Origin of the sequence: Spelaeicoccus albus (assembly GCF_013409065.1) — a bacterium.
GTDB lineage: Bacteria > Actinomycetota > Actinomycetes > Actinomycetales > Brevibacteriaceae > Spelaeicoccus > Spelaeicoccus albus.
The window spans coordinates 2,899,145-2,926,030 of the sequence record NZ_JACBZP010000001.1 but is presented as its reverse complement, the minus strand read 5'-3'; the positions used below and the strand labels follow the sequence as shown (position 1 = coordinate 2,926,030).

25 protein-coding genes are annotated in these 26,886 nt (G+C 65.4%); 18 read left to right on the top strand and 7 right to left on the bottom strand.

All coding sequences use genetic code 11. From position 1 onward, the window contains the following. Positions 1-120 precede the first annotated feature (120 nt). Positions 121-921 (bottom strand): RecB family exonuclease, encoded by an 801-nt coding sequence (locus BJY26_RS13610; RefSeq protein ID WP_179428774.1) that lies wholly within the window; start codon positions 919-921, stop codon positions 121-123. Positions 922-984: 63 nt separating this feature from the next. Here BJY26_RS13610 and BJY26_RS13605 point away from each other — a divergent pair, with 63 nt between their 5' ends. From BJY26_RS13605 to arc, 4 genes are all read left to right on the top strand, one after another. After that, positions 985-2,148, top strand: a complete 1,164-nt coding sequence (locus BJY26_RS13605; protein WP_179428773.1) for a site-2 protease family protein — start codon at positions 985-987, stop codon at positions 2,146-2,148. A 46-nt stretch (positions 2,149-2,194) separates the two neighbouring features. Next, positions 2,195-3,619: an NADP-dependent phosphogluconate dehydrogenase gene (gndA, locus tag BJY26_RS13600; RefSeq protein ID WP_179428772.1), complete on the top strand. Its 1,425-nt coding sequence runs from the start codon at positions 2,195-2,197 to the stop codon at positions 3,617-3,619. After that, positions 3,616-4,641 carry a tRNA (adenine-N1)-methyltransferase gene (locus BJY26_RS13595; RefSeq protein ID WP_237249154.1) on the top strand — a complete coding sequence of 342 codons (1,026 nt, stop codon included), beginning with the start codon at positions 3,616-3,618 and terminating at the stop codon, positions 4,639-4,641. Before gndA ends, BJY26_RS13595 begins: the two co-directional genes overlap by 4 nt. A gap of 62 nt (positions 4,642-4,703) precedes the next feature. Then, positions 4,704-6,395, top strand: coding sequence for a proteasome ATPase (gene arc, locus BJY26_RS13590; RefSeq protein WP_179428770.1), 1,692 nt, complete (start codon positions 4,704-4,706; stop codon positions 6,393-6,395). 55 nt (positions 6,396-6,450) lie between these two features. Here arc and BJY26_RS13585 read toward each other — a convergent pair whose 3' ends face one another. After that, on the bottom strand, positions 6,451-6,840 hold the full coding sequence (locus tag BJY26_RS13585; RefSeq protein ID WP_179428769.1) for a DUF3054 domain-containing protein: 390 nt from the start codon (positions 6,838-6,840) through the stop codon (positions 6,451-6,453). Positions 6,841-6,910: 70 nt separating this feature from the next. On the opposite strand from BJY26_RS13585, the gene dop reads away from it, so the two are divergent. The 7 genes from dop to BJY26_RS13550 all read left to right on the top strand — a co-directional run bounded on the left by dop (position 6,911) and on the right by BJY26_RS13550 (position 13,090). Next, positions 6,911-8,431: a depupylase/deamidase Dop gene (gene dop / locus BJY26_RS13580; RefSeq protein ID WP_179428768.1), complete on the top strand. Its 1,521-nt coding sequence runs from the start codon at positions 6,911-6,913 to the stop codon at positions 8,429-8,431. A gap of 73 nt (positions 8,432-8,504) precedes the next feature. Further along, entirely contained in the window at positions 8,505-8,696 is a 192-nt protein-coding gene (locus tag BJY26_RS13575; RefSeq protein ID WP_179428767.1) for a ubiquitin-like protein Pup, read from the top strand. Positions 8,697-8,729: 33 nt separating this feature from the next. Beyond that, positions 8,730-9,512 (top strand): proteasome subunit beta, encoded by a 783-nt coding sequence (prcB, locus tag BJY26_RS13570; protein ID WP_179429971.1) that lies wholly within the window; start codon positions 8,730-8,732, stop codon positions 9,510-9,512. Positions 9,513-9,515: 3 nt separating this feature from the next. Further along, a complete protein-coding gene (gene prcA / locus BJY26_RS13565) occupies positions 9,516-10,229 on the top strand; it encodes a proteasome subunit alpha (RefSeq protein ID WP_179428766.1) in 714 nt (237 codons plus the stop codon). Further along, entirely contained in the window at positions 10,226-11,596 is a 1,371-nt protein-coding gene (gene pafA, locus BJY26_RS13560; RefSeq protein WP_179428765.1) for a Pup--protein ligase, read from the top strand. The genes prcA and pafA overlap by 4 nt, the downstream gene beginning before the upstream one ends. Positions 11,597-11,699: 103 nt before the next feature. Beyond that, positions 11,700-12,659: an FKBP-type peptidyl-prolyl cis-trans isomerase gene (locus tag BJY26_RS19610; protein WP_179428764.1), complete on the top strand. Its 960-nt coding sequence runs from the start codon at positions 11,700-11,702 to the stop codon at positions 12,657-12,659. A gap of 50 nt (positions 12,660-12,709) precedes the next feature. Then, entirely contained in the window at positions 12,710-13,090 is a 381-nt protein-coding gene (locus BJY26_RS13550) for an FKBP-type peptidyl-prolyl cis-trans isomerase (protein WP_179428763.1), read from the top strand. Here BJY26_RS13550 and BJY26_RS13545 read toward each other — a convergent pair. After that, complete coding sequence (locus BJY26_RS13545; RefSeq protein ID WP_179428762.1) at positions 13,074-14,174, bottom strand: DUF3866 family protein; 1,101 nt, start codon at positions 14,172-14,174, stop codon at positions 13,074-13,076. The genes BJY26_RS13550 and BJY26_RS13545 overlap by 17 nt on opposite strands. Positions 14,175-14,242: 68 nt before the next feature. Between BJY26_RS13545 and BJY26_RS13540 the strand changes: the two genes are divergently transcribed. From BJY26_RS13540 to BJY26_RS13520, 5 genes are read left to right on the top strand one after another with little or no spacing between them, the layout of a single operon-like run. Continuing rightward, positions 14,243-15,229, top strand: a complete 987-nt coding sequence (locus BJY26_RS13540; protein ID WP_179428761.1) for a helix-turn-helix transcriptional regulator — start codon at positions 14,243-14,245, stop codon at positions 15,227-15,229. After that, positions 15,226-16,188: a helix-turn-helix transcriptional regulator gene (locus tag BJY26_RS13535; protein WP_179428760.1), complete on the top strand. Its 963-nt coding sequence runs from the start codon at positions 15,226-15,228 to the stop codon at positions 16,186-16,188. Before BJY26_RS13540 ends, BJY26_RS13535 begins: the two co-directional genes overlap by 4 nt. 55 nt (positions 16,189-16,243) lie before the next feature. Continuing rightward, positions 16,244-16,519 (top strand): twin-arginine translocase TatA/TatE family subunit, encoded by a 276-nt coding sequence (locus tag BJY26_RS13530; RefSeq protein WP_179428759.1) that lies wholly within the window; start codon positions 16,244-16,246, stop codon positions 16,517-16,519. Positions 16,520-16,570: 51 nt separating this feature from the next. Continuing rightward, complete coding sequence (gene tatC / locus BJY26_RS13525) at positions 16,571-17,401, top strand: twin-arginine translocase subunit TatC (RefSeq protein ID WP_179428758.1); 831 nt, start codon at positions 16,571-16,573, stop codon at positions 17,399-17,401. 20 nt (positions 17,402-17,421) lie between these two features. Further along, positions 17,422-20,145, top strand: a complete 2,724-nt coding sequence (locus BJY26_RS13520) for a DEAD/DEAH box helicase (RefSeq protein ID WP_179428757.1) — start codon at positions 17,422-17,424, stop codon at positions 20,143-20,145. Positions 20,146-20,151: 6 nt separating this feature from the next. Here BJY26_RS13520 and secA2 read toward each other — a convergent pair whose 3' ends face one another. The 3 genes from secA2 to BJY26_RS13505 are packed head-to-tail and all read right to left on the bottom strand — an operon-like array spanning position 20,152 to position 24,136. After that, entirely contained in the window at positions 20,152-22,437 is a 2,286-nt protein-coding gene (secA2, locus tag BJY26_RS13515; RefSeq protein ID WP_179428756.1) for an accessory Sec system translocase SecA2, read from the bottom strand. Then, positions 22,437-23,165 (bottom strand): exonuclease domain-containing protein, encoded by a 729-nt coding sequence (locus BJY26_RS13510; protein WP_179428755.1) that lies wholly within the window; start codon positions 23,163-23,165, stop codon positions 22,437-22,439. Before BJY26_RS13510 ends, secA2 begins: the two co-directional genes overlap by 1 nt. Further along, complete coding sequence (locus BJY26_RS13505; RefSeq protein ID WP_179428754.1) at positions 23,162-24,136, bottom strand: 5'-3' exonuclease; 975 nt, start codon at positions 24,134-24,136, stop codon at positions 23,162-23,164. Before BJY26_RS13505 ends, BJY26_RS13510 begins: the two co-directional genes overlap by 4 nt. A gap of 81 nt (positions 24,137-24,217) precedes the next feature. Here BJY26_RS13505 and BJY26_RS13500 point away from each other — a divergent pair, with 81 nt between their 5' ends. Together BJY26_RS13500 and BJY26_RS13495 are read left to right on the top strand one after the other, a co-directional pair. Next, positions 24,218-25,342, top strand: coding sequence for an amidohydrolase family protein (locus BJY26_RS13500; RefSeq protein WP_179428753.1), 1,125 nt, complete (start codon positions 24,218-24,220; stop codon positions 25,340-25,342). 286 nt (positions 25,343-25,628) lie between these two features. Next, entirely contained in the window at positions 25,629-26,411 is a 783-nt protein-coding gene (locus tag BJY26_RS13495; protein ID WP_179428752.1) for a polyprenol monophosphomannose synthase, read from the top strand. A 6-nt stretch (positions 26,412-26,417) separates the two neighbouring features. Here BJY26_RS13495 and BJY26_RS13490 read toward each other — a convergent pair whose 3' ends face one another. Further along, entirely contained in the window at positions 26,418-26,819 is a 402-nt protein-coding gene (locus BJY26_RS13490; protein WP_179428751.1) for an RNA polymerase-binding protein RbpA, read from the bottom strand. Positions 26,820-26,886: the final 67 nt, after the last annotated feature.

The following is a 26,886-nucleotide window of genomic DNA, read 5'->3' as shown; positions in this document are numbered from 1 at the left end:
GCGTCACCGACCCGACCATCCGACCCGGCCCCCGCACGCCCGCACGCTCGCCCGCCGAGTGGTGGTGAATGGCTGCTAAATCTGCGATTTCGCAGCCATTCGCCACCACTCGGCGCGGGATCAGATGACCGTGACGTCGGGCGGGTCCGGGGGAGTGCCGCCCCAGGCCGGGCAAATGGGCCGGTGGTGACACCAATTGCACAGCTTGGACTTCTGCGGGCGCCAATTTCCCGACCGGGCGGCAGCTCGAATCTCATCCCACAAGGCTTCGATTTTTCCCTCGGTGACGTGCATGTCTTCGATCCGGGGGCGGTACCGCACGACGTCCCGGCTGCCGAGGTACATCAACTGCAGCGTATGCGGCAGCACGCCGCGCAGCCGATAGACCACGAGTGCGTAGAACTTCATTTGGAAATCGGCCTTTGCCCCGAACGCGGGCGGCGGAGCCTTGCCCGTCTTGTAATCGACGATCCGAGTTTCACCGGTCGGGGCGACATCCACGCGGTCGATGAAGCCGCGAAGCGTGACGCCGTTGTCCAGCCGCGTCTCGACGAACAGCTCGCGGTCTTCCGTTTGCACGCCACCGGGGAATTCCAGGGTGAAATAGTCGCCGACCAGGGAGGCGGCGGACTCGAGCCATGCAGCCCGCTCGTCCGGCCCGGAAAACAGTTCCTCAACCGTCGGGTCCTTGGCCAGCAAGTTCGACCAGGCTACCGGCAGCATTGAATGCGCGGCTGACGGCGTGCGCTCGGCGGCCGGCAGCTCGAACAAGTCCTCGAGCACGGCGTGCACGAGGCTGCCCTTCAACGCGGCAAGGCTCGGCGGTTCCGGGAGTTTGTCGACCACGCGAAACCGGTACAGCAGCGGGCATTGCATGAAATCGTTGGCGCGGGACGGCGACAGCGAACGAAGTTCGACCATGTTCCGACTGTAGCTGGCGCCACCGACCGTCCGGTGGTCGTCGCCCGCCGATATGCTGGAATCATGCCGAGTTCAGAAACGCCTGCGGTCGAGGATGCCCAGCAATACCGCGGGCTTCGACTCGGTACGATCCTCGGCGCCCCGGTAGTGCTGTCCTGGTCATGGTTCATTGCGGCAATCATCATCATCGTGATCTTCACGCCGTGGGTGTCCGGCTACGGCGTGCCGATGCCGCTGTCGATAGTCGTGGCATTCTCGTACGCCGTGCTGCTCTTTGTATCGGTTTTTCTGCACGAGCTTGCCCACGCAATCGCCGCCAAGGTATACGGCCACGACATCATCGGCATCGAGCTGAACGTGTGGGGCGGGTACACGCACTTCACCTCGGATTCGGGACGGACCGACGGCTCGCCTGCCGTGCGCTCGCTCGTCGTCTCCGTGGTCGGGCCGCTCACGAATCTGTTTCTGGCTCTGGCCGGATGGCTCATCCTGCACGGCACTGCTCTCGGCTCGGTCACGTGGCTCCTCTTGTTCGCCATTACCTTCGCCAACCTGGCTCTCGGCGTCGTCAATCTGCTTCCGGGCTTGCCGTTGGACGGCGGTCGAGCACTCGAGGCGGCCGTCTGGGGTGCCACCAAACGCCGGAACCAGGCAACGATCGTCGCGGCCTGGGCGGGCCAGGTCATCGCGATCCTGGCCGTGGTCGTGATCCTCGGCTCGTCGATGGTCCGCGGCGCGCGCCCGTCGGTCTTCACTGTGCTCTGGGCCGGTTTGATCGGCTACTTCCTGTTCACCTCGGCGCACGCCGAACTGAAGGGCGCGAAAATGCGCGAGCGGGTTGAGAAATTCAACTTGCAGCGGGTGGTCGCCCCGGCCGTGGCAGTTCGGAGCGAAGCGACAGTAGCCGATGTGTTGTCGCTCGAGCCGCGAGTGGCCGCCGGAAGCGCCACGGCAGTGGTGTTCGACGAAACGTCGAAGCCGTGGGCGCTCGTGAACGCGGCGGCCGTCCGATCCGTCGCCGAGCCCGTGCGAGCCGACACTCCGATTGCCGGCTGCAGCCACGTCATCGACCACTGGCTCGTCATGCACGCCGGAATTTCCACGCCCGACATCATCTCGGCACTGTCCCAGCAACCGGGCACTGCGCATGTCTTCTTCGTTCACGACGCGGTGATCACCGGCTACCTCGATGTGCAGCATCTTTACGCCGCACTCGTCGATCGCTGACCTCCACCCCGTACGCTGTTCCCAACCCACCCGAACAGGAGCCACCATGACAACCGCTCAGATAGGCGTCACCGGACTCGCCGTGATGGGGGCCAATCTGGCCCGGAATTTTGCCCGCAACGGCTACACCGTCGCCCTGCATAACCGCACCAAGGCACGCACGGACCAGCTGGTCGCCGACCACGGCTCGGAAGGCGACTTCGTGCCGACCGAAACGCTCGAGGAGTTCGTCGCGGCATTGGAGCGTCCGCGCCGCGTGCTCATCATGGTGAAGGCCGGCGACCCCGTCGATGCGGTGATCGACGAGATCACTCCGCTGCTGGAAGCCGGCGACATCGTCATCGACGGCGGCAATTCGCAATATACCGACACCCGACGCCGTGAGGCGTCGCTGTCCGAACTGGGTCTGCATTTCGTCGGCATCGGCGTCTCCGGCGGTGAAGAAGGCGCCTTGAACGGTCCGTCCATCATGCCGGGCGGATCGGCCGAGTCGTACCGGTCGCTGGGCCCCATGCTTGAAAAGATCTCGGCCCACGTCGGCGACGACCCTTGCTGTGCCTGGATCGGCACCGACGGCGCGGGACATTTCGTGAAGATGGTGCACAACGGCATCGAATACGCCGATATGCAGCTGATCGGCGAAGCGCACGACTTGTTGCGGTCCGTAGCCGGTATCGAGCCGGAAGAACAGTCCGGGATCTTCGCCGACTGGAACACCGGCGACCTGGCGTCGTTCCTGATCGAAATCACGGCCGAAGTGCTTGCGCACCGCGATGCCGCGACGGGCAAACCGTTCATCGACGTCGTCGTGGACAGCGCCGGGCAAAAGGGCACCGGCCGCTGGACCGTCGCCTCGGCGCTTGACCTCGGCTCACCGGCCAGCGGCATCGCCGAGTCCGTGTTCGCCCGCGCCCTGTCGTCGCAGCGCGACCAGCGTGAAGAGGCGAGGAACGTGCTGTCCGGGCCCGAACCGGCCGGCGAAGCGGACGAGTCGTTCGTCGACGACGTCCGGCAAGCGCTCTATGCGTCGAAACTCGTCAGCTATGCGCAAGGGTTCGACATCATCGTGCGCGGCGCCGACGAATACGGTTGGGATCTCAATCTGTCGGAAATCGCCTCGTTGTGGCGCGGCGGGTGCATCATTCGCGCCGATCTGCTCGACGTCATTCGGCGAGCCTACCGTGATCAGCGCCCGGCAAACCTCTTGTTCGCCCCCGAGTTCGCCGATGCCATAGCCAAGGCTGCGCCGGCCTGGCGGCGTGTCGTGGCCGCCGCCGTTCAGTCCGGCGTGCCGGTGCCTGCGTTCTCGGCTTCGCTCGCGTACTACGACGCGCTCCGCCGCGACCGGCTGCCGGCGGCGCTCACGCAGGGTCTGCGCGACCTCTTCGGCGCCCACACCTATCAGCGTGAGGACGCCGAGGGCACGTTCCACACGATGTGGGGGCAGGACAAACGCGAGGTGCGTCAGTGACGCAGCCCGATCCGTCCGGCCGGCCGGAATCGTCGGACCAGGCCGCCCCGACCGGTTCGCAGCGCTGGCGCGGCCCGTTCCGCGCCGGCGACCGCGTACAGTTGACCGACGCCAAGGGCAGGATGAACACCATCACCCTCGTCGCCGGCAAGACCTTCCACACGCATCGCGGCCATTTCGAGCACGACGATTTGATCGGGGCACCCGAGGGGTCCGTCATCAGCGGCACCGGCACCACCGAGTACCTGGCTCTGCGCCCGCTGCTGTCCGACTACGTGCTGTCCATGCCCCGCGGAGCCGCCGTGGTCTACCCCAAGGACGCCGGCCAAGTCGTCCAGATGGCCGATATTTTCCCGGGGGCCCGCGTCGTCGAGGCCGGTGTCGGCTCGGGAGCGTTGTCCATGTCGTTGCTCCGGGCAGTCGGGGACGACGGGTACCTGCACTCGTTCGAACGCAGACGAGAGTTCGCGCAGATCGCCCAGGGCAATGCACGCGAGTTCTTCGGCTGCGATCATCCGGCTTGGACCGTGTCGGTCGGCGACCTGGCCGAGACGCTTCCCGACGCCGAACCGGCCGGCAGTATCGACCGCGTCGTGCTCGACATGCTCGCGCCGTGGGAATGCCTGGACGCCGTCGCCCATGCCTTGGCGCCGGGCGGAGTGCTCATCGGATACGTGGCAACCGCCACCCAACTGTCCCGCACGGCCGAAGCGCTGCGGGCCGATGGACGCTTTACGGAGCCGGACGCCTGGGAATCAATGGTTCGCGGCTGGCACCTGGACGGTTTGGCAGTGCGGCCGGAGCATCGGATGATCGGACATACCGGTTTCTTGATCTCGGCCCGTCGGCTGGCCGACGGCGCGGTGCCGCCCAAACGCCGCCGCCGTCCGCAAGGCACCGAGGCCACGGACGAGGACAAAGCCGCCTGGACCGAGGGCAAGGACTTCACGGACGACTCGTTGGGCGTGCGCCCCGTCTCAGATAAGAAGATCCGCCGCGTGCTACGAGATACCGACGGCTGATGTGACCTAGAGTCGTAAGTAGTGGTCAGCTCCACTGGACCGTCGTTGCACTGGGAGGCGTGATGACCGAGAACACACATCCGGAACGTGACCCTGCGGCGGATCGAGAGCTTCGCGCCGAGGTGATGGGCCTGCGTCGCGATTTGCACGATGTATCGCTTCGGAACACCCGACTTGTCGAAACGCTGTCGAACGCCCGCGAAGAACTCGTGCGGTTGAAGGCCGAAGCCGAGCAGCTCGCGCAGCCGCCGAACAGCTTCGGCACGGTGCTTGCCGTGACGACCGGCGGCGACAGCGTGCTCGTCGACGTGTTGCAGGCCGGCCGCAAAATGCGCGTGTCGGTGTCGGCCGACATCAACCCGGACGATCTTGTGGTCGGGCGCGAAGTGACGTTGAACGAGTCGCTCGTCATAGTGGCTGTCTGCGATTTTGAGCGGACCGGCGAGCTCTATTCGGTCAAGGAGTTCTTGGGCGACGATCGCGCGCTCGTGATCGGGCATGCGGACGATGAGCGCGTCGTCACGCTGTCGGGCGAACTGAGGAACGGCTCGGTGCGTGTGGGCGACGCGTTGACGGTGGACACGCGATCGGGCCTCGGATACGAGAAAATTCCCCGCGCCGAGGTGCAAAACCTCGTGCTCGAGGAGGTTCCCGACATCGGGTACCGCGACGTGGGCGGCCTCAACGCGCAGATCGAGCAGATTCAGGACGCCGTCGAGCTGCCTTTCCTGCACTCGGATCTTTACCGCGAGCACAATTTGCGCGCCCCGAAGGGGATCCTGCTGTACGGCCCGCCCGGCTGCGGCAAAACACTGATCGCCAAGGCAGTTGCCAACGCGCTTTCCAAACGCGTCGGCGAACTGCGCGGAACGGAGTCCGAGCGCCGCACCGAGGCAAAGAGCTATTTCTTGAACATCAAGGGCCCGGAACTTCTCGACAAGTACGTGGGCGAAACGGAACGGCATATCCGGCTGATCTTTGCCCGAGCGCGCGAAAAGGCATCGGAAGGGTCGCCGGTGGTGGTGTTCTTCGACGAGATGGATTCGCTGTTCCGTACCCGCGGCACGGGTGTGTCGTCGGACGTCGAAACCACTATCGTGCCGCAACTGCTCAGCGAGATCGATGGAGTGGAACGCCTCGACAACGTAATAGTGATCGGCGCGTCGAACCGTGAGGACATGATCGATCCGGCAATTCTGCGCCCCGGCCGGCTGGACGTGAAGATCAAGATCGAGCGGCCGGACGCCGATGCGGCGATCGACATCTTCGGCAAATACTTGACGCCCGACCTTCCGCTGCATCCGGACGATCTCGCCGAACACGGAGGCGATGCCGCTCGGACCGTGGCCAATATGATTCAGCGCACCGTCGAACGGATGTACGCGGACGACGAGTCGAACGAGTTCCTCGAGGTCACCTACGCCAACGGCGACAAGGAGATACTCTACTTCAAGGACTTCGCGTCCGGTGCCATGATCCAAAATATCGTCGACCGGGCCAAGAAGGCTGCCATCAAGGACTTCCTGGGCAGCGGAACCCGAGGACTGCGAGTGGATCACCTGTTGGCCGCATGCGTCGACGAGTTCCGCGAGCACGAAGATCTGCCCAATACGACGAACCCGGACGATTGGGCGAAGATCTCCGGCAAGAAGGGTGAGCGGATCGTGTACATCCGCACCATCATCCAGAGCAAGGAAGGCACCGTGACGGGCAAATCGATCGATACCCTGAACAACACCGGCCAATACCTGTAACCGGTACCGCAAAACGCCCCGCGCCGTACAAAACGCCCGGTTATGACGGGGCGGGCTATACGCCGCGGGGCGTTTTGCGGCGAGAACGGCGGAGGATTGGGATGGCCGCCGCCCGCCAGCCGAGCAGCAGCACGCCGACGGCGACAAGCGCCACCACAATGAAGCTGACGGCGGTACCTTGCCCGCTGACGACTCGCAGGGCCATGCCGATGCCGACGGTGATCAGCCAAATTCCGATACCGGAGCGCACGATCGACATTGGGCGCAGCCAGGCAGCGGTGCCGATCCAGCCGACCGCGAGACCCGCCAGGAACGGCCACCAGGTCGTCATCGTCCCGGCAAGCGTGATGCCTTCGGCGTGCGAGCTGCGACCGATGACGACGAACGCGAGGGTGAGGACGACGTCGAGGACCGCGGCAGTCGCGACGAGAGATTTGGAGTGCACCCTCCCACTCTAAACGGCGCCTCAGCGACGGGCCCGATCACCGCATCGTGAGGCCACGTAGGCTGGTGTCATGAGCGTTCGTCGTGTCATGGGAATCGAGACGGAGTACGGTGTCAGCGCGCCCGGTGACCCCGGTGCCAACCCGATGCTGATGTCCGCCCGCGTCGTGCACGGCTATGCTGCGCCGCGAGGCCTGCGGTCGGCCGGATCGCAGTGGGATTTCGCCGACGAGACGCCGTTGCAGGATGCGCGCGGGTTCTCGATGCCGCGCGCGGACGCCGACCCCAGCCAGCTGACCGATGAAGGCATCATCGACGAGCCGAACCTGGTGAACGTCGTCCTGCCCAATGGTGCGCGTTTGTACGTCGATCATGCGCATCCCGAATATTCGTCGCCGGAGGTGACGAATCCGAAGGACGCCGTCCGCTGGGACAAGGCCGGGGAGCAGGTCATGCTGGCCGCGAGCCGTCAGCTGGCCGGTGAGCCGCGCGGCGGCCCCGTCAACCTGTATAAGAACAATATCGACAACAAGGGATCGTCGTACGGAACGCACGAGAACTACTTGATGCCGCGGTCCACACCGTTCGGTCGAATAGTCGCCGGCCTCATTCCATTCTTCGTCACTCGGCAGGTCTTCACCGGCGCGGGCCGGGTCGGTTTGGGCCAGCGGGCCGAAACCGAGGGCTTTCAAATCAGCCAGCGGGCCGACTACTTTGAAACCGAGGTCGGCCTGGAAACGACGTTGAAGCGTCCGCTCGTCAATACGCGCGACGAGCCGCACGCACTTGCCGACAAATACCGGCGGCTGCACATCATCCTGGGTGACGCCACGCAGTCGCAAATCGCCACCTATTTGAAGATGGGCACCACGTCGCTCGTTCTCGAACTGATTGAAAACGACAGGGCGCCGGACATCGAGCTGAATCATTCACTGGAAGCGCTCTACACGATCAGCCGCGATCCGACCTGCACGGTCCGCGTGCCGTGCTCCGACGGCAAGTCGTACACGGCAATCGAATTGCAGAAGCGTTATCTGGAGGCCGCACAAAAGTACGCGGCCGAGACCGGAGCCATCGATGACGACGACACCCGGGACGTGTTGACCGAATGGGAGACGATCCTGACGCGGCTCGCGGCCGATCCGCTTCAATGCGGCGACGTGCTCGACTGGGTCGCCAAGTACACGCTGTTGGACGGCTTCCGCCAACGTGAGCAGTTGAGTTGGGCGGCCCCGAAGCTGGCGCTGATCGACTTGCAGTTCTCCGACGTCCGGCCGGAAAAGGGATTGTTCGCCAAGATGCAGGCGCGCGGCAAATTCCGCCGCCTGTGGTCGGACGAGGCGATAGCGTACGCCGTCGACAATGCCCCCGAAGACACGCGCGCCTACTTTCGCGGGCAGTGCATCAGCCGGTACGGCAGCTCGATCGCCGCCGCCAGCTGGGATTCGGTGGTGTTCGACCTTGCCACCCATCGGACTTTGCAACGAGTGCCGATGCTCGAACCGTTGCGCGGAACCCGTGATCACGTGGGCGGATTGTTCGACGACGACCCGTCCGCGGAGGAACTCGTCAGTGCGCTCGGCGCGGATTGACGGTGCCCCGGCATAGGATCGGGGATACGGACGTTGAACCGGAGTACACGGTGATCGAACGAAAGGATCGACCATGGCTGGCCAAGAGCAAATCAATCCGAAACGCCGCGAGAACGAGCCGGAAGAGCCCCCGGAGGCTCCGCCCGCACCATCGGCCCAGGCCGATACGGAAGGCGTGGACGACCTGCTGGACGAGATCGATGACGTGCTGGAATCCAATGCGGAGACCTTCGTGCGCAGCTTCGTGCAAAAGGGCGGTGAGTAAGTGAGCGCGGAGCGCGGACTGAATGACGCATATATGAACGTCGGCACGTCGTCGTTCCAGGAATTCCTCGCCGCCACGGCTCCCGATCTGCTCCCGGCGAAGCGTTCCCTGCCGGGCGGCGACGTGCCGGACAGCCCGCACGGAACCACGATCGTGGCGCTGACGTTTTCCGGCGGCGTCCTGATCGCCGGGGACAGACGGGCCACCATGGGCAATCTGATTGCGAGCCGGCATGTCGACAAGGTGTTCCCGACCGACCACTATTCGGCGGTCGGCATTGCCGGCAGCGCGGGCTTGGCGATCGAGTTGGTACGGCTTTACCAGGTCGAGCTCGAACACTACGAAAAGATCGAGGGCGCGCTCCTCAGCCTCGAGGGCAAGGCGAACCGGCTGGCCGGGATGATCCGGACGAACCTGGGGCTGGCGATGCAGGGCTTGGCGGTCGTGCCGCTGTTCGCCGGCTACGACCACGACGCCGGAATGGGCCGGATCTTCTCGTTCGACGTCACGGGCGGGCGCTACGAGGAATTCGACCATCACACAATCGGTTCGGGGTCGGTGTTCGCCCGCGGCGCGCTGAAGAAACTGTGGAAGCCGGGCTTGTCGTCGGAGGCCGCCACGGCGGTCGCTATCGAAGCGCTCTACGACGCCGCCGACGACGACAGCGCAACCGGCGGGCCGGACGTGACGCGTTCACTGTGGCCGACGGTGTGCGTGATCACCGACGACGGCGTCACTTCACCGCCGGCCGACGAGCTCGGCGCCATGTCGCGCGCTGTCATCGCCCGCCGCACCGACGAAGCAGGGGAGGCCTGAGACATGTCCATGCCGTTCTACGTCTCGCCGGAACAGCTCATGAAGGATCGCGCCGACTATGCGCGCAAGGGCATTGCCCGTGGTCGGTCGGTAGTCGTCTTGAGCTATCTGGACGGTTTGGCGTTCATTGCCGAGAATCCGTCGAACGCCCTCCACAAGGTGGCCGAGATCTACGACCGGATCGGCTTTGCCGCCGTCGGCAAATACAACGAGTTCGAAATCCTCCGGCAAGCAGGCGTGCGTTACGCCGATCTGCGCGGGTATTCCTACGACCGGTCGGACGTCAGCGCACGCGGCCTGGCGAACGCATACGCGCAGACCCTCGGTGCCGTATTCACCACCGAGCAGAAGCCCTACGAGGTGGAGATCGTCGTGGGTGAACTCGGGTCCAACACCGGAAACGACCAGATCTACCGGCTGACGTACGACGGCTCGGTCGTCGATGAACGGCACTTCGTGGCCATGGGCGGCCAGTCCGAACAGATCAATGCCGCCTTGAAGGAGCGGTGGCGGCCGGAAGCCGACCTGTCCGAGGCGATCCGCACCGGCGTCGCGGCGCTCGGCAAGGGGGCTGCGGACGCCGTCCCGGAGGCCGACGCGCTCGAAGTCGCGGTGATGGAACGCGGCGCCCGGAGGCGCACGTTCCGGCGTATCGGCGCGGCCGAGGTGGCCCGGATAGTCGCCGCCGAGCCCGATTCCGGGGCGCAGAACGCGTGAAAAAACGGATCTTCGGCATTGAGACCGAATACGGGGTCGCCTATTCGGCCGACGGCGAGCGACAACTCAGCGCGGAGGAAGTGGCGCGATATCTCTTCCGCAAGGTGGTGGCCTGGGGACGCTCGTCGAACGTGTTCTTGCGGAACGGGTCGCGGCTCTACCTCGACGTCGGTTCCCATCCCGAGTACGCGACCGCCGAATGCGACGACGTGCGCCAGCTCGTCATCCACGACAGGGCGGGGGAGCGGATCTTGGAGGGCCTCCTGGCCGACGCCCAGGAACGAGTGGCCGACGAAGGCTTTTCCGGTCAGGCGTACCTGTTCAAGAACAACACCGATTCGGCCGGCAACTCGTACGGGTGCCACGAGAACTATCTGATCACCCGGCGCGGCGAATTCGCGCGGCTGGCCGACGTGCTCTTGCCGTTCCTCGTCACCCGGCAGATCATGGTGGGCGCCGGCAAGGTGCTCAGCACGCCCAAGGGCGCCGAATACTGTTTGTCGCAGCGCGCCGATCACGTATGGGAAGGCGTGTCCTCGGCGACCACCCGGTCGCGACCCATCATCAACACCCGCGACGAGCCGCACGCAGACGCCGAGCTGTATCGGCGCTTGCACGTGATAGTGGGCGACTCGAACATGTCCGAGACGACCACCTTGCTCAAGGTCGGCTCGACGGCACTCGTGCTTGACATGATCGAAGCCGGGGTTCCGCTGCGCGACTCCAGCCTGGAGAACCCGATCCGCTCCATCCGCGACATCAGCCACGACCTCACGGCGTCCAAACTCGTCACGCTGGCCAACGGTCGGCGTGCATCGGCCCTCGATATGCAAGAGGAGTTCTACGCCAAAGCCGAGGCGTTCGCGGCCGAGAACCCGACGAGCCTGGGCTCGCCCGAACGCACCAAGCAGGTACTCGACCTGTGGCAGCGCACCCTGCTGGCCATCCGACGCGGCGACCATACGCTGATCGACCGCGAGATCGACTGGGCCATCAAGAAACGCGTGATCGACCGGTACCGCGCCAAACACGATCTAAGGCTGGACGACGTGCGCGTTGCCCGAGTGGATCTGGCCTACCATGACATTTCCCGCGATCGCGGCCTGTACAACCTGTTGGCGGACCGCGGCCTCGTCGAACGGATCTGCACCGACGTCGAGACGTTCGAGGCGACGGCTCTGCCGCCGCAGACCACCCGGGCCAGGCTCCGCGGGGACTTTGTGCGCGCTGCTCAAGAGCACCGCCGCGATTTCACTGTCGACTGGGTACATTTGAAGCTCAACGACCAAGCGCAGCGGACGGTCTTGTGCAAGGATCCGTTTCAAAGCGTCGACGTCCGGGTCGAACGTCTCATCGAGAGCATGTAGATCCGTCCGGCACTCGCCACGGTTAGGAAATTGCCAGCTTGCCGCGCTACTCTGACACCGCCACGTGCGCCCCCATAATTTTTACACATTGAAGGTTGATCAAGTGCGTCGAAGTGTCATTGCAGGTTTGCTGGCGGCAGTGCTCGTCGTGTCCGGTTGCAGCAACGGGAACGACGATGCCTCGTCGTCCCCATCGCCGTCCACCGGCAGTTCGGCGGTCTCGGCCAAGGACGCGAAGTCTCATGGAATAGGCGACATCACGGTTGCCGGCAAATCCGGTAAAGAACCGACCGTCGACTTCAAGGCGCCGCTCGTGGCGAAAGACTCGTCAAAAATCGTGCACCGCGGCAAGGGCAAACCGGTGAAGAAGGGCCAGCTGGTCAGCGCCAATATGACGATGGTCAGCGGCAATACCGGCAAGACTCTTCAATCCAACTACGGTCTGAAGAAGTCCGCGCAGTTCCCGATGGACTCGAAGCAAATCAGCCCGGCCCTGTTCAAGGCCGTCAAGGGCGCGAACATCGGCAGCCGCATCCTGTTGCTGCTCAACGCATCGGCGCAGCAAGGACAGCCGCAGCAGACGCTCGTCTACGTCATCGACGTCACCGGAGCGAAAACCATCCCGACTCGGGCCAAGGGCACGTCGGTGCCGCCCAAGAAGGGGTTGCCGAAGGTCAAGCTGGCCAAGGACGGCAAGCCGTCGATCTCGGTGCCGAAGTCGAAGGCGCCGACGAAGCTCACCGTCCAGCCGCTCATCAAGGGCAAGGGCAAGGTCGTCAAGGCCGGCGACAACCTCACCGTGAAATACACGGGCGTGCTGTGGAAGAACGGCAAGGAGTTCGACAGCAGCTGGGGAAAGTCGCCCAGCACGTACACGGTGCAGAACATTGGCCAGGCGCGAGTCATCAAGGGCTGGAACAAGGGGCTTGTCGGTCAAACGGTCGGCAGCCAGGTCTTGCTCGTGGTGCCGCCGTCGATGGGGTACGGCAAGGACGACAACAACGGGATCCCCGGCGGCTCGACGCTGGTCTTCGTCGTCGATATCCTGTCGGCCGACTCGTAAATCGCGCGTGACCCGTCCGGAACGCGCCCGAACAACAGACAAGGACACCCATGAGCGCTAATCGGAGCAAGCCGCAAATCGAATTTCCCGGCGAGATCCCGCCGGCTGACCTCGAGGTCGTCGATGAGGTAGTCGGCGACGGTGCCGAGGCGAAGGCGGGAAGTGTCGTCAGCGCTCACTACGTCGGCGTGGCTTTTTCCACGGGCGAGGAATTCGATGCTTCGTGGAACCGCGGCAGCCCGCTCGAGTTCCAGCTGGGCGTCGGACAGGTCATCGCCGGATGGGATCAAGGCATCGCCGGCATGAAAGTCGGCGGACGTCGTCGTCTCACCATCCCGGCCAAGCTGGCCTACGGCGACGCCGGCGCGGCAGGAGCCATCGCCCCCGGCGAATCTCTCATCTTCGTCGTCGACCTCATGGGCGTGCGTTAGCCGCGTACCGTCCCGCAGCCGCCGCGCTGACGAAGGCCGCCCGGTCGTCGCCCGGGCCCCTGCCCATGGTTCTCAAAGGAACCGGGCAGCCGGCCAATGCGTCGTCCAGGCCGTCCGCCGGCACGTTGACGAGAACGTGCCGGCCGCGCGGCGCTCCGAGCGCGGCCGCTTGCCTGCGCACGTCCGCACCGAATTTCCCCGGCAGCTCCGGCACCGCGATCTCGGCGGGCGCCAGGGCCACCTGCCCGTAGGCGGTGAGCGAATGGTGCGAGACGCCGAAATGTCGGTGCCTCTCATCGGCCTCGGAGACGCGCAGCGAACCGATGGGACGCCCGTGCAAAACGGACGCCGCATTGACGGCTTCGCCGGCCGACACGCCGGAGAACCCCCATTTCGTCCCGGTGCCCAGGTTGCCCGGGCCCTGCGCCACAATAGCGATATCGGCCCGGAGCACGCTTTTGGCGGCAAGCAGTCCCGTGTGCAGGCTGACCGCCTCAATATCGCCGCCAAAGCTCTGCCCCACGCTGACGGTCCCGGCGATCCAGCCGGACTCGGTCAGGCCGGCAGCCGTGGCGGAGAACCGGGCGGGCAACGCGCCGCCGTCAGTCATCACGTACGCCACCACCAGCGACGGATCGACAAGCCGGATCCCCGCCACTATCGCCGGCAGCGCCGAGTGCAGATCGGCCACCACGACCGGCATCCCGTCCAGCGAGTCCGCCGCCGCCAACGCGTCATGATGCGGCGATTCCTGATCGTCCACGCCCAGCACCATGGTCTGCATCGGCGTGTACCGGGCCTTGACGAGGTGTCCGGGCCCGTCCGGCGGATCGGCCGGGAGCCGGTCCGGCAACGCCACCACCAGCGCAAACCCGCCCGTGCCGAGACCTCGGGCCAGCGCCGACACGTTCACCAGCACGTCGTCGCCGCGTTCCGGCGTCCCCACGAGGTCCGTGTACGCCACGGCCCGGACGTCGCTGGTCGTCGCTCCCGGGAGCGACGTCGACGGCGTGACGGTGAGTTCACGCACTCCCGGCCGGTCGGACAGGATCGACGCTACGCGCGCCCTACGCCAATGAATCACCTTCGAAACGCTACCCGGCGCGCGGCAGGTTCACCACTCGCCGGCGCGATCTCAGGTAGATTTGCACTGTGCCTACCAGTTCCACGCCCGTCGGACGCACCGAGCGACTGCTGAACCTGGTGATCGCCTTGCTGTGGACCCGAACGTGGTTGACGAAGAGCCAAATCCGACAAGCCATCGAACCGTATGCCAACGCCAAATCCGTTGAGGCGTTCGAGCGCATGTTCGAACGCGACAAGGACGAGCTGCGCGAACTCGGCATTCCGGTCGTCACCGGCACCAATGAGACGTTGTTCGACGACGACACGACGACCACCGGTTACAAGATCGACCGCGAGGCCTACCAGCTGCCGGTGCTCGACTTCACTGCCGCAGAGGCAACCGTGCTGGGCATCGCGTCCCGGACCTGGCAGCAGGCCTCGCTAGCCGGGCCCGCAGCGCGTGCCTTGACCAAGCTTCGTGCCGTCGGCGTCGAGCCGGACAGCGAATCGCTGATTGGCGTCGAGCCGCGGGTGCGCACCGTCGAGCCGGCGTTCGCGCCGCTGTATCGCGCCGTCGGACATCGACGCTCCGTGACGTTCAGCTACCGCAAGCCCGGCGGCGACACGGCCGAGCGCCACCTCCAACCCTGGGGACTGTTGACGTGGCACGGCCGTTGGTACGTCAGCGGCCACGACACCGACCGGGATGCTCCGCGCGTCTTTCGCCTCTCACGCATCACCGGAACGGTGAAGGCCGTCGGACGTTCGGGCGCGTACGAGATCCCCGACGACTTCGATGCTCGCCGGGTGCTCTCGAACGATCCGGCCCCCACCTATCCTGCCCGGCTCGGCCTTGCCGCCGGCACCGGACAGTCCTTGCGCATGCGGGCCTGCGGAGATCACCCGTTCGACGCCGACCAGATCGACATCGACTTCACCGACCTCGGCTCGTTCGCGGCCGAACTGGCCGGCTACGGACCGGACGTCGTCGTGCTGTCGCCGCCCGAACTCCGCCGAGCAGTGATCGAACGGCTCGAAGCATTTGTCGCCGGAAGCGAGGAGGGAGCCCGATGACTCTGCCCGCGACCGATCATTTGTCCAGGCTGCTGGCCATGGTGCCGTATCTGCTCGACCATCAGGGCATCGGGCTGTCCGATGCCGCGGCCCGGTTCGACATCACCGAAGACGAACTCGTTGACGACCTGCAGCTGCTGTTCCTTTGCGGCACACCCGGGCACATGCCCGATGACCTGATCGAGGCCGATTGGGAATCCGGCCACGTTTACCTCGGCAACGCCGACGAGCTTTCCAAACCCGTGCGATTGTCGATGGACGAGGCGCTCACGCTTATCGTGGGCCTGCGCATGCTCGCCGACGTGCCCGGCCTGGCCGGCAAGGACGCCGTGGACAGCGCCCTTGCCAAACTAGTCGAGGCGACCGGCGGGCTGTCGGCAGCTCGGACAATTGGCGTGGACGCTGCCGAGGCCGGCAGTGCCGACGTCCTTGCCACGCTGCAGCGGGCGCTGGGCGCGACCCGGCGCGTGCACATCTCATACCTGGTGCCGGCACGCGACGAGGTCACCGAACGGGACGTCGACCCGATGACTCTCACGTCGACGGACGGCCACTGGTATTTCGAGGGCTGGTGTCATCGCGCAGCCGATGTGCGGCTGTTCCGCACCGACCGGATCACGGCGGCAGAGCTTCTCGACATCGATGGGACACCCCCGGAACGGGCCGAGCCGAAGGACTTGAGCACCGGCATTTTCGTGCCGGCTTCGACCGACACGGCAGTGACGATGGAACTTGAGCCGGAAGCCGGCTGGATTGCCGAATACTATCCGACGGACGAGGACGTCGATTTGGGCAACGGCAGACGTCGCATCGTATTGCGCACTGCCGACACGGGATGGCTCCGCCGGCTGCTGCCGCGCCTCGGGGGAGCGGCAACGGTCATCGAACCGGCGGAAATCCAGGACGGCGCCGTCGAAGCGGCCCGCTCGGCTCTGAACCGTTACCGGGAGCTCGGGTGATGTCGACGTCCATATGGCGTACAATGAAAGCTAACGTTTAAAGGAGAACAACACCATGGGCAGACTGTTCGACGGACCACAGATCCTCATCGTGATCTTCATCATCGTGTTGATCTTCGCTGCGCCGAAGCTTCCCGGACTTGCCAAGAATCTCGGTAAGTCGATGAAGATCTTCAAGAGCGAGGTCAAGAGCCTTCGCGACGATGACGACAACGAGTCCGACTCCGATACCGAGTCGGGGGAGCCGCAACGGCCCATCGAAGGAAACATCGTCGACAAGGACCAGAAGTCCTCCGGCAGTACCTCGTCAACTCGCCACACGGACAGTTAACCGGCGGTGGCGCGAACTGTGACGCGCCGCGGTCGTAATGCCGACGGGCGGATGCCCCTCAAAGCGCACATCATCGAGCTGCGGAACCGTCTGATTATCGCCGCGATAGGCGTCGTCCTCGGGGCAGTTGCCGGTTGGTTTCTCTACGATCCGGTCTTCTACATACTTCAGCAACCCATCCAAGAAGTCGCCGCCGCACGCGGAAACACGGCCGACGTCAACTTCCAAAGCGTTGGCGCCGCCTTCGACATGAAGTTGAAGGTGTCGCTGTTCATCGGCGCCATCGTGTCGTCGCCGGTGTGGATCTACGAGATCTGGGCGTTCGTCACCCCGGGCCTGACAAAAAAAGAACGCGGATACACGCTCGGCTTCATGGGGGCGGCCATCCCGCTGTTCCTGCTGGGTTCCGTCGCTTCCTTCTTTGCCCTGCCGAACGCCGTCAAGGGCCTGACGAGCTTCACCCCGAAGGGCGCCAGCAATATCATCAACGCTCAGGACTACCTGAGCTTCGTCATGATGATTGTGCTGATGTTCGGCATCGCCTTCGTCATCCCGGTCATTGTCGTGGCGTTGAACATGGTGGGAATCCTCAGCGCGAAGACGCTCGTCAAGGGCTGGCGCATCATCATCATTCTCACGCTGCTGTTCTCGGCCATCGCGACGCCGACGCCGGACGCCGTGTCCATGTTCTTCCTGGCCGTCCCCATGCTCGTCTTGTTCGTCATCGCCTGGGTGATCTGCGCGGCGAACGACAGACGCCGCAAGCGCAAGGCCATCGCCGAGGGCACCTGGGTCGATCCGGATGCGGACGACGATCTTGACGAGTACGACGCCGACGATGCGGACGCCGGCCGAAACGATCCGGATGCAAAACGGGAGTGACCCACAGCTAGGCTGAAGTCATGAGTTCTCCCGCGGAGCGCTACGCCGCCGCACGGAAGGCGGCCCGCGCACGGCAACCGGAGTTCGGGAAATTCAGCCGGTCGCTCGGCTTTGAACCGGACGATTTTCAAATCGACGCATGCCGGTCCCTCGAAGCCGGCAAGTCGGTACTCGTCGCCGCGCCCACCGGTGCCGGAAAGACGGTCGTTGCCGAGTTCGCGGTCCACCTGGCGATCGGATCGGGCCGGAAAGCGTTTTACACGACTCCCATCAAGGCGCTCAGCAACCAAAAATACGGCGAACTGTGCGCCGCCTACGGCAGCGACCGCGTGGGCCTGCTGACCGGTGACGTGAGCGTGAACGGCGAAGCCCCCATTGTCGTCATGACGACCGAAGTGCTGCGTAATATACTGTACGCGTCGTCGGCCACCTTGTCCGGACTGGGCTTCGTCGTCCTCGACGAGGTGCACTATCTGGCGGATAAATTCCGCGGGCCCGTGTGGGAAGAAGTGATCATCCACCTGCCGCCGTCCGTGCAGACCGTCTCGTTGTCGGCGACAGTGTCCAATGCCGAGGAATTCGGCGACTGGCTGGGCGAGGTCCGGGGGGAGACCGACGTCATCGTCACCGAAGCCCGTCCGGTGCCGCTGTTTCAGCACGTCATGGCCGGTAGCCGCCTGTACGATCTCTTTGTCGACGGCTCGGTCAACCCGCAGTTGAAGCAGCTGGCTTCCGTGGAGACCAGACCCAGGCAGCAGCCGGGGCACCGCCGCAGCCGCCGCGAGCGATATGACCTGCGGCGCGGCGATCAGGGCCGCACGCGCCGTCCCAGCCGCTCAGCGGTCATCAAGCGACTGGACTCCGAGGCGCTGTTGCCCGCCATTACGTTCATTTTTTCGCGCACCGGCTGCGACGCGGCGGTTCAGCAATGCTTGCGGGCGCACGTGACATTGACGACGCCGGAGGAGCAACGCGTCATCAAAGACACCATTGACGAGCGGTGCGCGGAGCTGCCGGCCGAAGACCTCGACGTTCTCGGGTTCCACGACTTCCGGGCCGGTCTGCTGTCCGGGTTGGCCCCGCACCACGCCGGTATGCTGCCGACGTTCAAACAGCTCGTCGAAGAGCTGTTCGTCGCCGGGCTGGTGCGTGCCGTGTTCGCCACCGAGACTCTGTCGCTGGGCATCAACATGCCCGCGCGCACCGTCGTATTGGAAAAACTTTCGAAATTCAACGGGCAGACGCATACCGACATCACGCCGGGGGAGTTCACGCAGTTGACCGGGCGCGCCGGACGCCGGGGCATCGACGTCGAGGGACACGCGGTCGTCCTGTGGGGCCCGGGAATGAACCCGAAGAGCGTGGCGGGGCTCGCCTCGGCACGCAGCTACTATCTGCGGTCGAGTTTCCGACCGACTTACAACATGTCCGCCAATCTCGTCACCCAGGTGGGCCGTGAGGCGGCACGCGGAATCCTGGAAACGTCGTTCGCCCAGTTCCAGGCCGACAAGGGAGTCGTGGGCCTGGCGCGGAAGGTGCGCGAGAACGAGAGCGCCCTCGACGGCTACGCGAGGGCGCAGCAGTGCGACCACGGCGACTTCGCCGAGTACGCAGCTCTCCGACGTGAGCTGACGGACCTGGAAAAGCGCGCGTCCTCGGGGGCCGCCAGCGGCATGAAGCACCGGCTGCGCCGGTCACTGCTCGACCTGTTGCCCGGTGACATCATCGACATCGGCACGGGCCGGAGAGCCGGCCCCTCGGTAGTCGTCCTGCCCGGGCACGTGAGTAAGCGCGGCAATGCGCAAATGCCCACGGTGTTGACGCTCGACGGTCAGCTGCGGGTCGTCCGCGAGACGGATGCCGTCGATCCGGTCGAGCCCGTCGGCCGAATCAAGGTTTCCAAACATTTCGACGTCCGCAGCCCGAAATCACGGCGCGATCTGGCTTCATCGTTGCGCAGCGCGCTCCGTGAAGGTCGGCGCACGCCGCACGATCTTCGAAACCGTCGACGGACGCCGCCGCGGTCGTCCGCCGACGACGAGGCCATCGAAGCGCTGCGCCGGCGGATCGCCTCTCATCCCTGCCATGGCTGTTCCGAACGCGAGACCCATGCTCGATGGGCTGAGCGCTGGTGGAAGTTGCGTCGGGAAACGGATGCGCTGGTACGCCAGATCGAGGGGCGGACCAATTCGATCGCCAAGGTCTTCGACCGGGTGTGCGGGGTGCTGGAACGTCTGGGCTACCTGCCGGGGCACGCTGACGCGTTGTGCCGGATCTACGGCGAGCGGGACCTTCTCACAGCCGAATCGCTGCGCGCGGGACTTTGGAAGGATCTCGAACCGGCGGAGGTCGCCGCCTTGGCGTCGACGCTTGTCTATTCGGCCCGCCGCGAGGAGTCCGGAATGCTGACACGGTTCCCGACCCGGCGCCTGAGCTCGGCCGTCGACGGCCTGCTGGGTACCTGGGCCGCCCTCGAAGCCGTCGAGTCCGATTTTCGGGTCGAGCGCACGGCCGAGCCCGATCAGGGGATCATTTGGCCGATGTACAAGTGGGCGTCGGGTAAGTCACTGGACGCCGTCCTCACCGGCGGCGATCTGGCGGCCGGCGATTTCGTCCGGTGGGCCAAACAGGTTCTCGATCTGCTCGATCAGCTGCGAGGCGTCGGCGACCCGGCCTTGCGCCGCACCGCCGGAAAAGCAATCGACGTCGTGCGACGCGGGGTCGTCGGCCAGGCCCTGGAGTAGTCCCGCTCAGCCCTTCTTGCCGAGCCGTCGGACGAACGATTCGATGTCCGAGCTCGACACCGACTCGGTGGTCAGATAGGTCCACGTCGAACTCGGCCGCCGCATCCCGTGTCCGACCAGGTCGATGCCGTTCTCGTTGAATTCCGCGTTGTTCACGGTGTCGATCGTCGAGGAGAGGACATCGGGCCAAAACGTTTCAAACGCCTTGATGGACTCGATGTTGAACGCCTCGTGCGGCTTTTCCCGGGCCAAGCTGCGCAAGTGGATGCCTTCGCGAAGATCGTTCAGGAATTCCAAGTGCTCGACCCACCGCTCGTCCAGATGGAACAGTAGCGCGTCGCGCAGTCCGGCGTGCACTGCCGCTTCGCCGAATTCCTCGATCGCGTCGTCGACTATCGAATCGCGGGCGCCCTCAATCACTTCGCTTTGGCCAACCCCGTCATGGCGAATGCCCTCGCGCTTATCGAGCACAAGCGATCGCTGCTTTTGCACCAACTGATTGAACCGCCACGTGTCGCGGTGGATTGCCGTGTTCTCGCCTTCCAGAATCCGTTGCGCGTGCTCCAACAGCGGCGCGGCACGGCGGTGCGTGACACGGCCGCTCTCGTCGGCGGCGTCCGCGAGCCTGGACGCTTCCGGCACGCGCCGGAACAAGTCGTCGTCGAGGCTGGTGAAGAAGACCGAACTGCCCGGGTCGCCTTGCCGACCGGACCGGCCGCGCAGCTGATCGTCGAGCCGGGAGCTGTGGTAGCGTCCCGCGCCGATCACGACGAGGCCGCCCAAGTCGACGACTTCGTCGCCGCCAAGACGGATGTCCGTGCCGCGCCCGGCCATTTGCGTCGACACGGTCACGGCACTCTTGGCGCCGGCTTTGGCGATGATCTCGGCCTCGCGCTTGTCGTCTTTCGCGTTGAGCACCTCGACGTCGATTCGCCGGGACGTCAACTGTTCGGCAAGCCGTTCACTATCGGCCACGCTGCGCGTGCCGATCAGAACGGGCCTGCCGAGTCGGTGGTGCTTGCGGACTTCGGAGATGAGCGCCTTGTCCTTGGCCGCGGTGGTGGCGTAGATCCGATCCTCTTCGTCGTCGCGCACGCACGGCACGTTCGGATCGATGACGGCGATCTCGAGCCCGTAGAACTCGCGCAAGTCCTCGCCGACGGCAACCGCCGTCCCCGTCATGCCGCAAATGCTGCGGTAGGAGTTGATCAGCTCTTCGACGGTGATCGAGTCGAGGATCTCGCCGCTGGCCGTCGCGCTGACTTCTTCTTTCGCTTCGACAGCCGCTTGAAGCCCGTCCGGCCAACGTTGCAACTGCGCCACGCGGCCGCGAGAATCGCTGACGAGCCGGATCTGCCCGTCAACCACCAGATAGTCGACGTCGCGGTGGACCAGGGCGTGCGCATACAACGCTATGTTGACGGCTGAAAGACGGTCGGAATCGTCGCCGTAAAGGTCGATACCGCCCAGTCGTTCTTCGACGGCGTCCAGGCCGGCTCCGGTCAAGCTGACCGCTCGGTTGTCGGGGCTGACCTCGTAATGCACGTCGGGATCCAGCTCCGCGATGATCCGCGGAAGTTCGGCGTCGAACGCTTCGGTGTTCGTGCTGCCGGCCAAAACGAGCGGCACGCGCGCCTCGTCGATGAGGATCGAATCGGCCTCATCGACAAGGACGACGTCGAATTCTTCGATGCGTTGGTCGGCGTCGCGTTCGATGAAGCGATCGCGCAGCAGGTCGAAGCCGACCTCATTGACGGCCGCATAACAGATCGGGGCGGCGTAGGCTCGCTGCCTGTCATCGGCAGGAGTGTTCTGATCGATCGAATCGGTTGCGACGCCGAGCATTTCGTGCAGCGGCAGCATCCACTCGCGGTCGCGCCCGGCCAAATAGTCGTTGACGCTGAGCACATGCACACTGCGGCCGGCCAACGCCCACCCGGCGGCGGCCATCGCGCCGGCAAGAGTCTTGCCTTCGCCGGTGGCCATTTCGACCACGTGGCCCGATAAGAGTCCGAGCGTGCCGAGGATCTGCGTATCGAATGCGCGTTCATCGAGCGCGCGCCGCCCGGCTTCGCGGGCGATGCCGACGAATTCGATGTGTTGGGCGCGCGTCGGTTCGCCGTCGCCGTACACGTCGCCGGCAGCGTCGCGCAATTCATCGTCGCTGAGTTTCTTCAGCTCTTTCTCCGCGTCGCCGATCTGCTTCAATGCGGCGTGCGCCCACCGGAAGCTGCTGCTGGCCGCAGCGCCCGGGCGGTTCAGCAATCGGGAGAACAAGGTGCCGACGGCCATCAGAGGGTCACCGGCCAGGCACCGTCGACGACGGCGTCGGGGTTGTGCCGACGCAAATACGATTGCAGGCTCGCCGCTTGTTCCCGTTTCCAGTCGGCTTGCAGCGCGTGCAGCTGTTCGGCGGTGTGTCCGGCCAAATCGGGGTAACGGTGGCCCAGGACGGCGGCGACACGGGCTGCGGCAACGGCATCCGACGTCGCGTCGTGGGCGTTCGTCAACGGCACGCCGTAATGCGCGGCCGTGACCTCGAGAGTACGTTTTCCTCGGCGGAATCGATCCATGTGTTTGTCCATCACTAGGGTGTCTATCACCCACCCTAGGGTGCCTTTCTGTGGGTTCGGTGGATCCAGGTGCCAGCGAAGCGCTTCGGCGTGCAGCACCGTCAGATCGTAACTGACATTGTGCCCGACCACCGGGATTCCCTGTCGAGCAGCCTGACCGATCCGGTCAATGATCTGCTGCAGCGCGGCGGCCGCCGGCATGCCCTCCGCCCGCGCACGCGCCGACGTGATGCCGTGGATGGCCACGGCAGATTCCGGAATGTCGATGCCCGGGTCGACGAGCCATTCACGGGTGTCGGTGATTGCCCGGGTCAACGGATCGGGTCCCGGGCCGAGCTCGGCAGCGGTCGCCGTCACGATGCGGGCGGTGGCGGGGTCCACGCCCGTCGTCTCCAAATCGAAGGCCAGCAATGCGCCCGCAGTCCAGCTGATCTGGTTCGAGATCATGATTGCTCCCTGTTGTCGGCGGCCCCGTCGGCGGCAGCGCGGTCGCGAGCGGCAAGAAGCCGACTCAAGCTCGAATCGACACGTAGCGGCTTCGCCCAGGTCAGCGCCGCCGACCGGTCGGCGGCCGTATCGAATGCGCCGGCGACCGGCGCGCCGGCGCCGTCGACCCACGATGACACCGGAAGGTCTTTGACGGTCGTGACGACCCGGTACGCCCGGCGCAGGTCATCGGCCGATTGCTCGATCGCCGCAGCGATACGGGGGGTCATCGGTTTGACCGGATCGGCCGCGGCATCGATGATGCCGTCGAGATCGCCGAACGCGTCCACGAGCTTGGCAGCGGTTTTGGCGCCGACGCCGGCCACGCCGGGCAATCCGTCGGACGGATCGCCGCGCAACGTCGCCATCACGGCGTACGCCGTGCCGGATGCGACCGAGTACTCGTCGCGCAAGATCGTCGGATCGATGCGGGTGGCTTCGCGGATCGATTTGCCCGGATAGACGACGTTGACGTCGTCATCGACCAGCTGGAACAAGTCGCGATCGCCGGTGACTACCACTTTGTCGCCGGCTGCTGCCGTGACAAGCGATGCGATCACGTCGTCCGCCTCGTAGCCGGGCACGCCCGCCACCGGGATGTCCGCCGCGCGCAACGCCGTGCGGATCCAGTCCAGCTGCGCCAACAGCTCCGGCGGCGTCTCCTGGCCGTCCTCGGTGACCCGGTGGGCCTTGTACGAGGGGACGAGGTCGACTCGGAACTGCGGCCGCCAATCGTCGTCCCAACAGGCGAGCACATGTGACCCGCCGTAGGTTCCGATGAGGTGCGCAATCATGTCGAGCAGGCCGCGCACGGCGCCCACCGGCTGCCCGTCGTCGGTCGTGATCGACGAGGGCATCGCATAAAACGCCCGGTAATAAAGCGCCGGGGTGTCCAGCACGAGTAGCGACGGCGCCGCGGGGTCTTCGGTCATGCGTCGACTCTATCGGGCGGCACCGACATTTCTCATCCCCGTTCGGTCGGCGCCGGCCCCGTCACGACTCACGGACGTGAGATGGGCCACCGGGTGCAGCGCATGACGGCGCGGCACGGCAAACTGGAGGACATGCACAAGACTCTCTTTCTGGGCGGCGATGTGTATTCGCCGGCCGATCCCTTTGCCACGGCCATGCTCATCGACGGCGATTCGGTGGCGTGGGTCGGATCGGACGAGGCGGCGCGCGCCGTCGGCGACAGCGCGGAGGTGGTGGAGCTGGACGGCGCGCTGGTGACGCCGGCGTTCGTGGACGCCCTGGCGGACGGCTCGGCGCCCGACGCCGCCTCGGCCGGTGCCGCCCGCGGCGTCGCGGCGGTTCACATCACGGTCGGCGCGGACGACGTCGAGCGGTTCGCGCCCGACGAGGAATCCGATACGGCAGTCTATATTGCCGCGCAGGTGTCTACCGCCGCCGAAGCCGACGAGTGGAAGGACGCCGCGCCGTGGCTGACCGGTTTTGCCGCTGAGGTCGGAGACGACGGTGACATCGCCGCTCAGATCGCGGCCGCCACGTCGGCCGGCTTGCAAGCCCGCTTCACGGCGGCGGACGATGGACAGCTGGCCCGTGTGCTTGCCGGGTACGATGCGGCTGCCGAGTCTGCCGGCCGAGCCCGGCTTGCTGCGGCCGGCCACCGCGTCGATATCGCGCACGCCGCCTCCGACGACATGATCGCCGAGATGAATTCGCGCAGGCTGTCGGTCGGCGTCCGGCCCGGCGACGGCGAGGCGCGCATCGGCAGCATGATCAAGGCGGGCATTCCGGTTGCGTTCGGAGCGGCCGGCACGGACGGTGCGCCGGATCCGTGGGGGTCGGTGCGCGCTGCAGTATTCGCCGACGACCCGAATGAGCGAATTTCCGCCCGTGCCGCGTTCACTGCCCACACCCGCGGCGGCCGACGCGTCGCCGGCGGGCCGGGGGACGGCGCGCTGGTGCCCGGAGCGCAGGCCACGTTCACGATCTGGGCGCCGACCGATCTGCTGGTACAGGTCGCCGACGAGCGGATCGCCGCCTGGAGCACCGATCCGCGCTCCGGCACGCCGGGCCTGCCGGACCTGGCCGATCCGGAGTTCCGCCCCACGTGCTTGTCGACGGTGCGCCGCGGTCGGCGGGTCCACATGTCCGAACAGGGTCGAAGCGCGTGAGACCGACGACAGTCGCTAGCACGAAAATCGCGACACGCCACGGGACACGCCGAAGGTTTACGAAATATTCACCGACAGAGCGTGCGTCTGACCAGCGCAAACGTGCATCGTCCCTGGTCAGAGCGGGATTGACACCACCGTACCAACAGGTAGGTTCGTACTTGGTCATCACGACCGATTTGTCGCACATGGTCCGATCCGGGCGGTCAGTAGAAAACGAATTGCAGCAGCTTTTCGGCCCGAAGGCCGCACCGGATCGGACCAGTGTGACACTAAGGCGGGCCCGATGACCGTTCCCGGCAGCCGCACGCTCGTCGTCATGCCGACGTATAACGAACGCCGTTCCCTGCCGACATCGGTGACCGCACTCCTGGACGGCGACCGCGAGATCGACATCCTCATCGTCGACGACAATTCTCCCGACGGCACCGGACGGATCGCCGATTCACTCGCCGCGGATTCCGACCGTGTCTTCGTACTGCACCGGCATCGCAAGTCCGGGCTCGGCAACGCCTATATCGCCGGCTTCCGCTGGGGGCTCGGGCACGATTACGACGTGTTCGTCGAAATGGACGCCGACGGTTCACACCGCAGCGAGGATCTCCCGCGGCTGCTGGACACGATCACTGCCGGCGCGGACGTCGTACTGGGGTCGCGGTGGGTGCCGGGCGGACGCGTCGTCAATTGGCCCCGGCGTCGCCAGCTGCTGTCCCGGTCGGCGAACACGTATGTGCGGGTGGCCATGGGAATCGGACTGCACGACGCCACTGCCGGCTTCCGCGCCTACCGGCGCAGCGTGCTCGAGGCGCTCGACCTCGACACCATCTCGTCGCAGGGCTATTGCTTCCAGGTGGACATGGCATGGCTCAGCAGGCTTGCCGGGTTCGCCATCGCCGAGGTGCCCATCACGTTCGTCGAACGAGAATACGGCACCTCCAAGATGACCGGCGCCATAGTGGGCGAGGCTTTCGTCTTGACGACGGCGTGGGCGATACGACAACGGGCCCGCCAGCTGAAATCGCTGACGAGCCCGTTGCGGCGTGCGGCAAACCGACGCCGGAAGAATTAAGACCTGCTACTTCTTGGCCTTGCGCTTGGCGGGTTTCTTTGCCGATTCCTTGCTCTCGCCGGTAGCCGGGCTCTGGTGCAGTCGGCCGGCGTGCAAGAGTTCCAGCCGCTCGTCCAGAAGCGCCTGCAATTCTTCGGGGCTGCGCCGCTCGAGCAGCATGTCCCAGTGGGTGCGCACGTGCTTCTCGTCATCGGCGCCGGCCTCTTGCGTCCCCTTGAGGATGCCGTGGCCGCTGGTGCCCGATTCCCAGGTCTGCGGAATATCCGCTTCGACCGAGAACGGCACGGTGAACGTGCTGCCGTCCGCACACACGTATTCGGCAATCTGACGTGGTGCCGGCTCAACGCCGGCATCGGACTCCAAGCTCCTGGAGCCAAGCTGTGTCCCTCGGAGGCTGCGCTCGCTCATGCTTTACCCTCTCATCGATGATGCCGCGATCCGCGGCGGAAAAGTCTTCACTCGGACAACGCGCGAC

Coding starts and splice junctions, on each gene's coding strand:
- BJY26_RS13610 (WP_179428774.1), bottom strand. CDS start 921: ATGGTCGAACTTCGTTCGCTGTCGCCGTCCCGCGCCAACGATTTCATG.
- BJY26_RS13605 (WP_179428773.1), top strand. CDS start 985: ATGCCGAGTTCAGAAACGCCTGCGGTCGAGGATGCCCAGCAATACCGC.
- gndA (WP_179428772.1), top strand. CDS start 2,195: ATGACAACCGCTCAGATAGGCGTCACCGGACTCGCCGTGATGGGGGCC.
- arc (WP_179428770.1), top strand. CDS start 4,704: ATGACCGAGAACACACATCCGGAACGTGACCCTGCGGCGGATCGAGAG.
- dop (WP_179428768.1), top strand. CDS start 6,911: ATGAGCGTTCGTCGTGTCATGGGAATCGAGACGGAGTACGGTGTCAGC.
- BJY26_RS13575 (WP_179428767.1), top strand. CDS start 8,505: ATGGCTGGCCAAGAGCAAATCAATCCGAAACGCCGCGAGAACGAGCCG.
- prcB (WP_179429971.1), top strand. CDS start 8,730: ATGAACGTCGGCACGTCGTCGTTCCAGGAATTCCTCGCCGCCACGGCT.
- prcA (WP_179428766.1), top strand. CDS start 9,516: ATGTCCATGCCGTTCTACGTCTCGCCGGAACAGCTCATGAAGGATCGC.
- BJY26_RS13550 (WP_179428763.1), top strand. CDS start 12,710: ATGAGCGCTAATCGGAGCAAGCCGCAAATCGAATTTCCCGGCGAGATC.
- BJY26_RS13535 (WP_179428760.1), top strand. CDS start 15,226: ATGACTCTGCCCGCGACCGATCATTTGTCCAGGCTGCTGGCCATGGTG.
- BJY26_RS13530 (WP_179428759.1), top strand. CDS start 16,244: ATGGGCAGACTGTTCGACGGACCACAGATCCTCATCGTGATCTTCATC.
- tatC (WP_179428758.1), top strand. CDS start 16,571: ATGCCCCTCAAAGCGCACATCATCGAGCTGCGGAACCGTCTGATTATC.
- BJY26_RS13520 (WP_179428757.1), top strand. CDS start 17,422: ATGAGTTCTCCCGCGGAGCGCTACGCCGCCGCACGGAAGGCGGCCCGC.
- secA2 (WP_179428756.1), bottom strand. CDS start 22,437: ATGGCCGTCGGCACCTTGTTCTCCCGATTGCTGAACCGCCCGGGCGCT.
- BJY26_RS13510 (WP_179428755.1), bottom strand. CDS start 23,165: ATGATCTCGAACCAGATCAGCTGGACTGCGGGCGCATTGCTGGCCTTC.
- BJY26_RS13505 (WP_179428754.1), bottom strand. CDS start 24,136: ATGACCGAAGACCCCGCGGCGCCGTCGCTACTCGTGCTGGACACCCCG.
- BJY26_RS13500 (WP_179428753.1), top strand. CDS start 24,218: ATGGGCCACCGGGTGCAGCGCATGACGGCGCGGCACGGCAAACTGGAG.
- BJY26_RS13495 (WP_179428752.1), top strand. CDS start 25,629: ATGACCGTTCCCGGCAGCCGCACGCTCGTCGTCATGCCGACGTATAAC.
- BJY26_RS13490 (WP_179428751.1), bottom strand. CDS start 26,819: ATGAGCGAGCGCAGCCTCCGAGGGACACAGCTTGGCTCCAGGAGCTTG.